This is a genomic window from Sporocytophaga myxococcoides, from assembly GCF_000775915.1.
In the GTDB taxonomy this organism is placed as follows: domain Bacteria; phylum Bacteroidota; class Bacteroidia; order Cytophagales; family Cytophagaceae; genus Sporocytophaga; species Sporocytophaga myxococcoides_A.
Map to the genome: position 1 here is coordinate 615,955 of NZ_BBLT01000002.1, position 13,250 is coordinate 629,204.

Below are 13,250 nucleotides of genomic sequence, written 5' to 3' on the forward strand. Positions count from 1 at the left end.
ATTAAAGAAACTTGCAGTCTAACTAGACAAGGGGGTTAAATAAAAGTTCTGAAAATTAAAGTTTTATGCCTGTCCGTTTACACGTCTTGTTTGGTATTATAAGCTGATCTTTCTTAAATCTCAGGACAAAAGCAATACGGTCAGAATGTTTTAATAAGATAATATGTTGATTGTGAAAAGGGTATTATTTTAAATAGGGAAGTTAGCATTTGGATCTTATCAAATGGTGGAAAACTATCACCTGTTAAACTGTTTAAATCTCCGGAACCGGCAACAGATCTTTTTCAGTTTTTAAAATTATTACCGTACCTTTGATCCTTGTTCAAATTACCATGATTCGTTTCTTTTCCAGTCAATCTGACAGAGTTTACGCCTTACAGACCGAGCGCGAACTAAGCACAACAGATATTTCCAAACTTGAATGGCTTTTTGGTGCCAAGTTACAACAGGAAAGTACTTTAAGTGGGTACTTTGTTGGTCCCCGTGCTGCCATGATCACTCCATGGAGTACCAATGCGGTAGAAATCACTCTGAATATGGGCATTCAGGGAATAGTCCGGATTGAAGAGTTTAAAGAAGTAAAAGAAGATTTTGTTGATTTTGACCCTATGCTTTCTCATAAGTATAATGGTCTAAATCAGGATATTTATACCATCAGAATTAAACCAGAGCCTGTTAAGCCAATCACAGATATTGCTGCCTACAATAAACAGGAGGGACTTTCTCTTAGTGATGAAGAAGTTGATTATTTAAACAAACTGGCAGAAAGATTGGGCAGGCCTCTGACAGATTCAGAAGTATTTGGTTTTTCACAGGTCAATTCAGAACACTGCCGTCATAAAATTTTTAACGGAAAGTTTGTGATAGATGGGGAAGAAAAACCTACCTCACTATTTAAATTGATCCGGAAAACATCGGAAGCAAATCCGAACGATATAGTTTCTGCTTATAAAGATAATGTTGCTTTCATTAAAGGTCCGGTAGTTCAACAGTTTGCGCCTAAGCGTGCTGATGAACCTGATTTTTATAAGGTGAGTGAATTTGAATCTGTTATCTCCCTTAAAGCTGAAACTCATAACTTTCCTACAACAGTAGAGCCTTTTAACGGTGCAGCAACAGGATCGGGAGGGGAGATCAGAGACAGGCTGGCGGGTGGACAAGGTGCGCTTCCTCTGGCAGGAACAGCAGTTTATATGACTGCATTATCTCGTCTTGAAAAGGACCGTCCTTGGGAAAAGGCCACTCAGGAAAGAAAGTGGTTGTATCAAACACCTATGGATATTCTGATCAAAGCTTCTAACGGAGCAACTGATTTCGGAAATAAATTTGGTCAGCCGCTGATTACCGGTTCTGTCTTAACCTTTGAGTATGACGAAAAATCAGAAAAGCTTAAGTCACCAAGAAAACTGGGTTTTGATAAAGTTATAATGCTTGCCGGGGGGATTGGTTATGGAAAAGCCAATCAGGCACAGAAAAAATATCCTAAACCGGGAGATAAAATCGTAATTCTTGGAGGTGAAAATTACCGCATCGGAATGGGTGGAGCTGCAGTATCTTCTGCGGATACAGGGCAGCATGGCTCAGGCATTGAATTAAATGCCATCCAGCGTTCTAATCCTGAGATGCAAAAAAGAGCAGCGAACGCTATCCGTGCAATGGTGGAGAGCGACAATAACCTGATCGTTTCCATACATGACCATGGAGCAGGTGGCCACCTCAACTGCCTTTCAGAACTGGTAGAAGAAACAGGAGGTAAAATAAACCTCGATAAATTGCCTGTTGGAGATCCGACCCTTTCTGCAAAAGAAATTATCGGAAATGAATCACAAGAGCGAATGGGCCTTGTAATCGGAGAGAAGGATATCGCTACCCTTCAGAAGATTGCTGATCGGGAACGTGCTCCTATGTATACAGTCGGCGATGTTACCGGTGATCACCGTTTTACATTTGAATCAGCTTCTACAAAAGAGAAGCCGATGGATCTGGAGCTGAAGGACATGTTCGGAAGCTCACCGAAAATGATCATGACGGATAAAGAAGTTGAAAGAGTTTATCAACCTGTAACATACGATCAAAACCAGCTTCACTCTTACCTTGAGCAGCTGTTGCAGCTTGAAGCTGTTGCCTGCAAAGACTGGTTGACTAATAAAGTGGACCGTTGTGTTGGTGGCCGTGTGGCTAAACAACAATGTGCAGGACCACTTCAATTGCCTTTGAACAATGTTGGTGTAATGGCTCTGGATTTTCAGGGTAAAGAAGGTATTGCGACTTCTATTGGTCATGCACCTGTTTCTGCTCTGATTGATCCAGCAGCTGGTAGCCGTAATGCCATTGCAGAGGCCTTGTCAAACATCGTATGGGCTCCATTAAAAGATAATTTAAAAAGCGTTTCTCTTTCTGCAAACTGGATGTGGGCTTGTAAGAACGAAGGAGAAGACGCTCGTTTATATAAAGCCGTTGAAGCTTGTTCTGATTTTGCTATTGCTCTTGGCATTAACATACCGACAGGAAAAGATTCCCTGTCAATGAAGCAGAAGTATAAAGATGAGGAGGTAATAGCTCCTGGAACAGTAATTATATCCGCAGCTGCAAACTGCAGTGATGTGAGAAAGGTTGTAGAGCCAGTGTTGCAGAGAGAGGGAGGGAATATCTATTACATCAATCTTTCAAATGACAAATTTAAATTAGGTGGTTCTTCTTTTGCTCAGGTGGTGAATAAAATAGGAAACGAAACGCCTGATATAACAGATGCGGCATTGTTTAAAAATGCATTCAACACGCTGCAACTATTAATTAAGGAAGGTAAAATAGAAGCAGGTCACGATATTGGCAGTGGCGGTCTGATCACTACGATACTTGAGATGTGCTTTGCAGATAACAGGCTTGGAGCAAACATTGATTTAACCTCTCTTGGTGAAGCTGACAGCATTAAAGTCCTGTTTGCAGAAAACATTGGAGTTGTATTCCAAGCATCAGCTGAGGTGGAGACTACTTTAAAAGCAAATAATGTTCCTTTCCATAAAATAGGAACCAGTACTTCTGAGGCAACGCTTGAGCTGAAGAATGGAGCTGATTCATATAGCTTTGATATCGCAAAACTAAGAGATACCTGGTACAAAACATCTTATCTGCTGGACATAAAACAAAGTGGTCCAGTAAGTGCTAAAGAGCGTTATAATAACTACAAATTCCACGAACTGAAATACAAATTCCCTGAAGGATTTGATGGTAAGAAGCCTGTTATCGACAGCTCTAAGCCAAGAATTAAAGCTGCTATTATTCGTGAGAAAGGAAGTAACTCGGAGCGTGAAATGGCTAATGCTATGTACCTGGCAGGTTTCGACGTGAAAGACGTTCACATGACGGACTTAATTTCAGGAAGAGAAACGCTTGAAGATATACGTTTTATCGGTGCTGTGGGAGGCTTCTCTAATTCGGATGTACTGGGTTCTGCGAAAGGATGGGCAGGAGCGTTTATGTATAATGAAAAAGCAAAAACAACGCTTGAGAATTTCTTTAAACGTGAAGATACGTTATCAGTAGGTATCTGTAATGGTTGTCAGCTTTTCGTTGAGTTGGGTCTTATCAATCTGGATCACGATGTAAAGCCGAAAATGCTTCACAACGTGAGTGGAAAACACGAAAGCATCTTTACCTCTCTGACCATCAATAAAAATAAATCGGTAATGCTTTCAAGCCTTGCAGGAAGCACACTTGGCGTTTGGGTATCTCATGGAGAAGGCCGTTTCAGCTGTCCGCATACAGAAGATAAATATCAGATTGTTGCAAAGTATGCTTATGAGACTTATCCTCATTGTCCGAACGGTTCTGACTTTAATACAGCAATGCTGTGCGATGAAACAGGTCGTCACCTTGTAATGATGCCACATATCGAGCGTTCGTTGTTACAATGGCAGTGGGCGAATTATCCGAAAGGTCGCCACGATGAAGTATCTCCTTGGATGGAAGCTTTTGTGAATGCGAGGAAGTGGCTGGAGGAGAATGGGAAGTAAAAATTAAGATTACATTATAATAAAGAAACACTCTCTGGTTAAAAGGGAGTGTTTTTTGTTCGTAATTAGTCCGATTTAATGCATTATCAGTGTTTTAAGTAATACATTATACAATAGGGGTTTCTTTGATAGTACTAAATAGTTATTTTTAAGAACCAGTTTGTCGTGGGCTGGCTATTTATTTATTTTGAAAAAATAAGAGCTTGTCAGATTAAGAACCTATTTGTAAAAATCAAAGCCGACCTGAATCTTTTCGAGCAAAACTTATGAGTCCAATAAGTCAAATTTTCAATCCTTATAGGCTTTACGACAGGTCGAGGATATTATACTTACATGAACAGCTAATCAACAAGAAATTGAATTGCTATGGAAGAAACAAAATCATCGAAAATTACAACAATACTTAAAGCTAATTTTAAAGAGGGCGATTCTATCTGGCTAACCAGTAGCTATACGCTTAGAAAAACTGTAGGTGTTTTAGGGATGGCATTACCTTTACTTTTAGTCGTTTTTTTGTATATCGATAATGGTTATCTGCAACCATTGGAATCACTAAGTCATTATTATTATACAAGAGTGTCTGGAATATTTGTAGCTACTTTAAGCATACTAGGTATTTTTTTAATCATCTATAAAGGAAAGGAATTGGTTGATTTATTAGTTTCTTCAATTGCAGGTATTGCAGTACTGCTTGTTGCACTTTTTCCTACGGACAATATTACAGATATATGTTGTGATATAACAAAAACGTATTCTGTGACTTTTTTACCTCATAGTACATTTAGGGAAGCCTTTCATTACTTGTCAGCAGGGACCTTTTTAAGTTGCTTGTCATATATGTCTATATTCCTTTTTACAAAATCTGATAAATCAGTAATTGAACGAGGGACAATGAAAATAATCAGGAATCGGATTTATAGAATATGTGGGATAATGATCATAATTGCTTTAGCTGTTATTTTTTTGGGAGGTTTCTTTAAATTAATTCCGGAAGGTTTTTATCGAGAACATCAAATTACTTTTTGGATGGAAACCCTGGCTGTTGAAAGCTTTGGATTTTCGTGGCTGGTAAAAGGGGAGACTCTTTTTCAGGATAAAACTTGATTTAATGGATGATCTCATGTTATTGTCATCCTATTAAATCTTATCTTAGTTTAATACTTACAAATCTCTTTTAATAAAGAACTCTGTTACCAATAAAGGGGGAAGCGAGCTAAGCCATGCGGATAGGGAGTAAGCTAGCTTTCCATGAAAGTTGAATAATGAATAAATATAAAAGAAAGAGCTCCGGCCCTGGGTACATCAATTAAGAGGTTAACGATCTATATTGCAGATTATTAACCTCTTAGTTGATGTACCCGCAACAGGTCGATAGTCGAACCAAATTTGTTGAGGATTTGAAACTTATTTACACCCTTAATTCTGTATTTCAATTGGTACCTTTTCAAGAAGGTTAGCTTGAAAAATCTTAAAATTTAGATTGCTAAGCTAATATACATGAAAATATTATTGAGTTTGGCAATAATTCATTACCCTTCCCATCTTAAAAAGAACTTTTGCATAGGTGGTTTATTTATATATTGATTTTACAAAATCAATACTAAGCTTCTGAAAACAATATGGTTGCTTACTAGCACTTACTAATTCTTCATAATCTTAATCAATTATAAGGACTAATTATAGTTTATTTCCAAACACACACTCGGATTATTCATTAATTAACCCAATCACCATATTGTTAAAACATTTTTCCTGATTTAGGAAGCGATTTTCCATGTACCGTTCTAAGCTCTTCCTGTAATCTTGGTTTTAGCCAATCTAAAAAGAGTTGCAGGAACATGGAAGTATCCTTGTATGATTTTTTCGAAGGAGGGCTGACAGAGCCTGGTAAACTCCAAAACCCAGAGTAAAACAGGTCGACGCATCTATCAATTCTGGGATTGTATTTTGAACGGATATAGTTTATATCCTCCCAGTCCTGAGTGGCATAATTATAGTTTAGTTCATTTAAAAAGCAGAAGAACCAATATCTTTTTCTAGCAAAAGTATCTTTAGGTGGTTGTATGTAATATCTGTTAAAAATTTCTGACAATGTTTCTGTCGGATGCATTGATGATAAATGCTTCATTACAAAACCATCAATATCTCCAAGCAGATCACTATCTGGGGCAGACCAGGAAAAAAAATCGTCCGGACTAAATTGGGACTTTGAAAGAATTTTATTTATTAGAGCATTTTTATCATCACCTCCGATGGTAGTAAATTCAGCTTCCTTCAGTGCATATTTTCCCTTGTTTAGAAATATATCATGCCAGTAGACAGCAATTGCTACGTCTGCGATCCAGCTTGCTGGATCTATATTTGGAACGTCATAGCTTGAGTAGGGAATAGTAGTAGTAGGGTGAAGTAAGGCATCAAAGGTTAATAATAAATGTCCTACATCAATTAATTCCTGCCTGCCATTCAATGTTAATTCCAGATAGGGTGATGGATTGTCATTGATTCCATTTTCACTTGCTCTCTGTTTAAGCTTACTAAGTGTATTTTTATCATTCCAATCAGGCAATAGGTCTTCAGGTTTTGGTCTTTCCCATATTAAGACTGGTATAGTAATTGCACGCGACAAAGGTAAAAGATGACCAAATAATGTTCCTCCGTAATATAGCCTTCTAAGGCTGCTTAATACATGGGGCAATGATGAATGGTATTTCGGACTTGGAAATGCTTCCTGTACTTTTTTAATGCAATCATGATATTCACTTACTGGAATATTTCCATTCGATGATGACATACTTGGTTGATTAATAGATTTTATATCACCAATTGGCAATATTGGATTTATAAACGACATTTTTATTTTTGCCTTCCTGTTTTGGGATCATACTTCACCTCCACTGGTACTACCTGATCAGTAGGAAGTATTTCAATCCATTGGTCAAACACTTCGAAGTTCTCACTCATGTTTACTTTAAAACCATCTTTAAGCGGATAAAAGCCATGTTCGTAAACTTTATCGATAGGGGTTGCATTTACTTTATTGTCGTCATTAATTTCTTCCTTAGGAAATTTATCTACCTTATTAGACTCTTTATGTTTTTCAGCTACCTGGTCGCACAGATATTGTATGGCATCTAATATGGATACTTTTCTGTTTTGGACGTTTAACGCTGTTTTAATCTTGTCAAGTTCTGCCTTCTCTGCATGGTAATCAGCATCTAATCCCTCCGTGCCTTCTATATGCATTTGCTGTAGCCAGTTCAGTGCTTCACGCTCTTTTCCCGGACGTATAGGCATTACTGTTTTTACCCATGGGGCATTCAAAAAAGCATTTCTAAGATCATCACCATCTAGTTGCATGAGCCACCCTAGAGAGCTTCCCATTTTAGCGTACTCTGATTTGTCTGTGATATAATAATTGTCTTCTCTGTAATCCTGATCAGACCATTCTTTAAATTGGTTTTGAAAGATGTCGTAATTGTTTGACCTTCCTTCCAGTGGTTTGTTAAAATGCTTTCTCGGTTTCCACCAATCTGGAGCTACAAAGTACAGCATCTTGTCTATGTCAAAGATGGAGTTCAACAGTTCAGATACCGTATGATAGGTCTCGTTATCCTCTGCGTTTGCGGCTATTCCATTTGTCAAATCATGAATTAATTTTCGATAAACGATAATGCGCTCTTCTTCCCTCAGGTCTTCGTATTTCCGGGTGTTAATGCTCCTAGATACTTCAATTCTATCTTTTACAGCCTTTAGGTAGGCCTCCTGTGTAAGCCGTGCATTCTCTTCTGTGGCAGCATTTGCGGAAGCTTCCTTTGCTGCGTTCGCTGCTGCTATATCTTGTCTTTTAGTTTCTGAGGCAGTAAACTGAAGCACTCCACCTACAGTGAAATCTACTCTTTTATCCCAGTCCATAACCCCATTTACTGGTACGACTCCAAGTGTAATTTTAGAGTTCTCTATCTTCCCTCTAAATCCCCAAGCTCCTGAAAAGTCTTCCCCCACTGCTGATATTTGACTTGCTGCGACAAATCCATCTGGGGGAATAACCAAAGTAAAGCCGTCCGGGGCAGGCGGAATATCAGCATAACCTAATACAATAAATCCATAGTCAAACCCGGCTCTTTTTGGATCATCAAATGCCCAGGCTAGTTGCGCAGTGAAATTCACATATTGATCGTCAGGAACTTTTATTGCGGTTTTATCTGGAACGGTAACTAGGTCTGCGGGTTTAGCAATGTGTACCAAATTAGAGATGCCTAATGCGTTACCTGGTTCGTCTACGTATCCTTGCCAACATAAGTAGGTGCCTATGTCTTGCACCTGCACTCCCACCTGACGCATTTTTCTTCTCAACTCATAATTAATAAGGTCATGTGTGTTGTTATTTAGTACATATCTTTTACTTGAAGTGTCTGTGGTTTCAGTAATGGTTTTAAAAGTGGACTTGTAATTTTGCTTTATCTCCGACGAAAGCTTTGTCGTTTGTTCGCGCATCCTCTTGTGGGTAGTTTCCCGGGCTATGTCCTGAGATTTATCCATATTCAAACTTGTAGTCGCGGTAGCATTGCCTGTTCCCCACGATTGGTTTACAGTTAATGTTGCTCCTAGTTTTAAATCTGTTTTATTGTCCTGCTTTACTGCATCAGAAATTTCATCTCTATCGGTAATGCTTTTCTCTTCCTTCTTAGTTGTTTCTAATGATTGCTCAATGATCTTCTCGACATAAGTTCTGCGGGTACTTACTTCGATCAACTCTACTGAGGAACCGGGGCTCAGCCATACGTGTCCAACGGGTGTTCCAAGAAATGTATCCAACTCAAAAAAGTATTGCCGGAAAAGGTGTACAATTCCAAGTGGCGATACGCAGACATTCTTAATGTCTTTCTGGGGGTCAAAGGTTTCAAATGGATCAGTGAACCTTAAAATGTCTGCGATATATTTGTTGAAAACTGTAAGATCGGTTTTGGGTTTAGTATAGAAAAGGAACTCCAGTTGATCATACATACTTAAATCGACCATGCCGAGCAGTGCGCCTGAAAGTGCAGATTCAAAATTAATTAACTCCTTAATATCTTCGTAGAGTTTCGTTTTTTGCCTTTCTAACTCAATCGGGCTTACTCGATCGATGGACTTAAACATATGCTGTGAATTTATTTTTAAACAGCGGTCTGAATAATACTGCTTGTAGTGAGAAGAAACGGTATTATCAAGCAATTTTTGTATCAGCTTCGGATCTATAAAATCTTTCCACTTCTCTCCCGATGGGGGTTGATCGAAAGGAAGGCTAGATGCAATTGCCTGAATTAAAATACTGAAATTGCTTTCAGACACACTCGAAGTAAATAATTTCCCAATCTCAATGGATATTCTGGATGCTTCGCAGTTCGGATCTAACGCCATTTTTGAAATACCACGATAGCTTTTAGTAAATTTTTTTATCAATGAATACTTGCTTTGCCAAAGCCCCAGCTTATGTCTGTTCATAATTCTTTTGGATTTCCAACCTATCATAGGTTGATATACTCCAAACATCTCGCTGGCATAAGGAAGTATAGAAGTGTAATCGGAAAGATTATTAATTTTAGTATTAGCTGGCATAAAATAAGTAGTGGTAAATAATTTTGTTTAAACTAATTTGTTTTGATGAGATGGTTTTTGAGAAAGTGAGTTAATAGATTCTCATAGCTAAATTAAAGAACGCAGAGAAAAAATTATTGTTTACTCCATCAGGAGACTCTGTGGGAAAAAGTTAAAAGTAATTAAGAATTGATAATTGTTTTACAAAAGCTAACTAATTGCCGTTTATATTCAATATACGCCAATATCGAATCAATCGGTCATCACTTAGATCGTTGTTAGTTTTAAAAAACATTTAAGCTATTTTTACTTTATATGGCTACTAAATAAAAATGGATAGATGAATTGAAAAAGTCATTGAACATTCAATAAATACTATAGATCATTATAAAATAACCCCACATTACTTATTTAATTTTTAGAGTGGTTCAATTTCCCGTTGAGGTCGAAAAAATAAAGCCCGAAATTATTAAAATTTCAGGCTTTTTTGCTTAGTACCCAGGGCCGGAAGAAAAAGCACTTACTTTAAAGAACCTTTGCGTTAAATAACGGAATAATTAATTGATTTTCAGTATTAGGATTACGTCTAAGTACTTTGGCGTACTTGCCATAAACTCTCCCTTTTAACAACTTTGTCCTGTTAAATTTTTTTAAGGACAATGGCAACTATCAAAATTATAATTAGAAAAGAGAATGGGAAGATAAGGATTAATTCCAAAGGTGAATCAGCAATATTTATCCAATATGGACATTTAGGGAAGTCAATTCTATTTCCAACTTCAATAAAAGTAGATCCTCATTTTTTGAAATTTAATAATAAGGATTTAGATCAAAGAGAACCTATAAGAAAAAGCTTGCCTGGATATTCTGTTAAAAATTCCAATATCAGAAAATTAGCCCAGGAGATAGATCATATAAAAGATAGATTAATTAATCAGGATATTGTTCCCACGGTTGAAGAGGTCAGACGAATTTATAATCAAAAGCACAAGCCTGAAGAAATAAAGGATTTTTTTACTGTTTATGAAGAATTTATTAATGAAAATAGAGCTGTAAAAGCTGGCAATACAATTAAGCAATACATTACTTCATTTAACCATCTGAAGGACTTTCAAAAATTCAGTAAAGATAAAATCAGATTTGAAAAAATAGACCTTCGATTTTATGATAAGTATCTTAACTATCTGATCACTGAGAAAAATTTAGCTAATAATACAGTTGGCACTCAAATAAAAGACCTCAAAGCATTTTTAAACTACATAAAGAAACGAGGGATATCTGTTAGTACTGACGTTAATGAATTTAAAGTTTTAAGAGAAAAGCCTACTATTATTTATTTAAGCCAGAAAGAGCTTAGCCATCTATATAATTTTGATTTTAAAGGAAATCAAAAATTAGAAAGGGCCAGAGATTTATTCTGTTTACAGGCTGCAACTGGTTTAAGAATCAGTGATCTTTTTAGATTGGGTAAAGAGCATATTCAGGAGAATACGATCAGGCTTAAAGCTCATAAAACTAAAACAGATGTATTAGTGCCTTTAACGCCTATTTCATCAGGGATACTTTCAAAGTATAATTATGATCTACCATTAATAAGCGAGCAAAAGCAGAATGAAAATATAAAACTTGCTTGTTATGAAGCTGGCTTGAAAAGGAAGCTTGAGATTGCAGAGTACAAAGGCGGGAGAAAAGAATATAGAACAGCTTTCCTTTTTGAACTTATAACAAGCCATGTGGCAATAAAATCTTTCATTTCCCATGCAATTGAAAAAGGTCTTTCTCCTGCCGTTGTTGCTAAGATTACGGGGAAAACTACAAAGATATTATTGCAAAATTATTATTCAACACATGATACAGTGGTAAAGACTGAAATGGAAAAAGCTTTTGGTTCTGTGTAATCAATATTTAACAAAATAATTATATGAAATTGCTTTGCACTAAATCGCTCTCTACTGATTGTATGAATGAGCAAGTTAATTTTCCTGTACTCAGTGACTACAAAATTTTTCTGGAAGACCTTTATGATACTTATGAAACTCAAAAAGGCAAAAGACTTTTAAGGATAAAGAAAATATATTCTGACGCCAAAGGAAAGCATATAGTATACCTTGATTCAATTAACAAGGAAGTTTTTAATTCACATAAAGAAGCAGCTGAATATGTCTATAAATTATCTCTTGTCTTGACCAGATATTTAGAGGATCTAATTCAGTACTATAACGGAATTCAGTTTAAAATTCAACCATTGGTACTATGTCTTTCAGGAAATGATTTTATTCTTTACAATAAGATAAAGCATGAAATCGATGAAGAAATTTATCAGTTGTCTTTTCGCTATGCTGGTCATGATAACCATATGTTTTTTAAAAAATTAAAGAACATACAAGAAAGAATAACTCAGCTTTCCCTTATAAAGCCAATCGAACCAAATATTAATCATTTAAATTATGGACGAAATATTATTATTTAAGGAATATCTTTCTTCTATAAAAAGATATAGCAGACACACAGTTACAGCCTATATTACGGATGTAGAACAATTCAATTCTTTGGTTTGTGGTTTGATTTTATCTGCCTCCAGAAGAGAGATTAAGGATTGGATTATACATTTATATGAATCGGGAATATCCACAAGATCTATAGCTAGGAAAATATATTGTCTTCGTTCGTTTTATAAATTTTGTTTGAAGAATGAGCTAATTGAAAAAAGCCCTATGCAAAATATTACAACCCCTAAGTTCTCAAAGAAGGTGGTTGAATTTATTCCAGAAAATATTATGATGGAAGTTCTAGACGGAATAGAATCCGGAGAAAATAGAAAGCTTATAAGAGACAAACTCCTGTTTGAGTTATTGTATTATACCGGATGTAGAGTAGACGAAATTATCAATATCAAACTATCTAATATTAATCTTTCTAGACGTGAGATAAAAGTCAACGGAAAAGGCAATAAAGAAAGAGTTGTCTTTATTAGTAAGAGCATAGTTGAGCTTATAATGACTTATAATCAAAAATGGAAGCATAAAAATAAATCCGGCTTCTTGTTAGTTGATAATGCTGGAGATCAAATTTATCCAATGTTTGTACAAAGAACCATAAATAAATATTTTCCTATAAAAAAGATAGGATTTAGGGTAAGCGCTCATACTTTCAGACATAGCTTTGCTTCTCATTTGGTTAATAAAGGTGTTCCTATTTTTGCTATTAAGGATTTATTAGGCCATTCAACTATTGCAAGTACTGAAGTTTATACCCATTTACGGTTTAGCACCTTAATTGATATCCACAAAAGAATGCATCCGAAAGGATGATTTTTGATTTATTCTAAACAAAATATATATAATATGGAAGAAAAGCACTTAGTAGATGTATCTGTATTCGGAGAGAATGTAAGAGTACTTTTAAATGATTCATCGGTCATCGAAAAGAGAATCCGATATATAAAAGCTGACTTAAATTCTGTTATGATTTATTTTGATGATAAATCAACTTTGGAATTACGGCCAGTCTCATATGAAGAGCCAGGAGGTTTTTCGATAGGTTTTTAAAGTGAAGTTTTTATAGTCTTATTGATTTCAATTAATGACGATTCAATCAGCTAACCTTTAGCTTTATTTTGAATAAATAATCAGTTTCTTTCCTCCATTGATTGAAGAGTTA

The 13,250-nt window shown here is 36.1% G+C and carries 8 protein-coding genes; 6 read left to right on the top strand and 2 right to left on the bottom strand.

Annotation, left to right across the window (positions count from 1 at the left end; all coding sequences use genetic code 11):
* Positions 1–332: 332 nt before the first annotated feature.
* On the top strand, positions 333–4,013 hold the full coding sequence (gene purL / locus MYP_RS07065; protein WP_045460457.1) for a phosphoribosylformylglycinamidine synthase: 3,681 nt from the start codon (positions 333–335) through the stop codon (positions 4,011–4,013).
* A 366-nt stretch (positions 4,014–4,379) separates the two neighbouring features.
* The gene (locus tag MYP_RS07070) at positions 4,380–5,117 is read left to right on the top strand and encodes a hypothetical protein (RefSeq protein WP_045460461.1); all 738 of its coding nucleotides are present in this window, start codon (positions 4,380–4,382) and stop codon (positions 5,115–5,117) included.
* A gap of 634 nt (positions 5,118–5,751) precedes the next feature.
* Here the strand turns inward: MYP_RS07070 and MYP_RS07075 are convergent.
* Positions 5,752–6,864, bottom strand: a complete 1,113-nt coding sequence (locus MYP_RS07075; RefSeq protein ID WP_197060027.1) for a hypothetical protein — start codon at positions 6,862–6,864, stop codon at positions 5,752–5,754.
* A gap of 2 nt (positions 6,865–6,866) precedes the next feature.
* On the bottom strand, positions 6,867–9,611 hold the full coding sequence (locus MYP_RS07080; RefSeq protein ID WP_045460469.1) for a hypothetical protein: 2,745 nt from the start codon (positions 9,609–9,611) through the stop codon (positions 6,867–6,869).
* 638 nt (positions 9,612–10,249) lie between these two features.
* Between MYP_RS07080 and MYP_RS07085 the strand changes: the two genes are divergently transcribed.
* From MYP_RS07085 to MYP_RS07100, 4 genes are all read left to right on the top strand, one after another.
* Positions 10,250–11,488, top strand: coding sequence for a tyrosine-type recombinase/integrase (locus MYP_RS07085; protein WP_045460473.1), 1,239 nt, complete (start codon positions 10,250–10,252; stop codon positions 11,486–11,488).
* Between the two features lie 62 nt (positions 11,489–11,550).
* Complete coding sequence (locus MYP_RS07090) at positions 11,551–12,060, top strand: hypothetical protein (RefSeq protein ID WP_045460476.1); 510 nt, start codon at positions 11,551–11,553, stop codon at positions 12,058–12,060.
* A complete protein-coding gene (locus MYP_RS07095; RefSeq protein ID WP_045460480.1) occupies positions 12,038–12,901 on the top strand; it encodes a tyrosine-type recombinase/integrase in 864 nt (287 codons plus the stop codon). Before MYP_RS07090 ends, MYP_RS07095 begins: the two co-directional genes overlap by 23 nt.
* Positions 12,902–12,934: 33 nt before the next feature.
* A complete protein-coding gene (locus tag MYP_RS07100) occupies positions 12,935–13,138 on the top strand; it encodes a hypothetical protein (RefSeq protein WP_045460483.1) in 204 nt (67 codons plus the stop codon).
* Positions 13,139–13,250 lie beyond the last annotated feature (112 nt).

Excerpts from the sequence above, each read along its gene's own strand:
- MYP_RS07075 (WP_197060027.1), bottom strand. The coding sequence starts at position 6,864 with ATGTCGTTTATAAATCCAATATTGCCAATTGGTGATATAAAATCTATT.
- MYP_RS07070 (WP_045460461.1), top strand. The coding sequence starts at position 4,380 with ATGGAAGAAACAAAATCATCGAAAATTACAACAATACTTAAAGCTAAT.
- purL (WP_045460457.1), top strand. The coding sequence starts at position 333 with ATGATTCGTTTCTTTTCCAGTCAATCTGACAGAGTTTACGCCTTACAG.
- MYP_RS07100 (WP_045460483.1), top strand. The coding sequence starts at position 12,935 with ATGGAAGAAAAGCACTTAGTAGATGTATCTGTATTCGGAGAGAATGTA.
- MYP_RS07080 (WP_045460469.1), bottom strand. The coding sequence starts at position 9,611 with ATGCCAGCTAATACTAAAATTAATAATCTTTCCGATTACACTTCTATA.
- MYP_RS07095 (WP_045460480.1), top strand. The coding sequence starts at position 12,038 with ATGGACGAAATATTATTATTTAAGGAATATCTTTCTTCTATAAAAAGA.
- MYP_RS07090 (WP_045460476.1), top strand. The coding sequence starts at position 11,551 with ATGAATGAGCAAGTTAATTTTCCTGTACTCAGTGACTACAAAATTTTT.
- MYP_RS07085 (WP_045460473.1), top strand. The coding sequence starts at position 10,250 with ATGGCAACTATCAAAATTATAATTAGAAAAGAGAATGGGAAGATAAGG.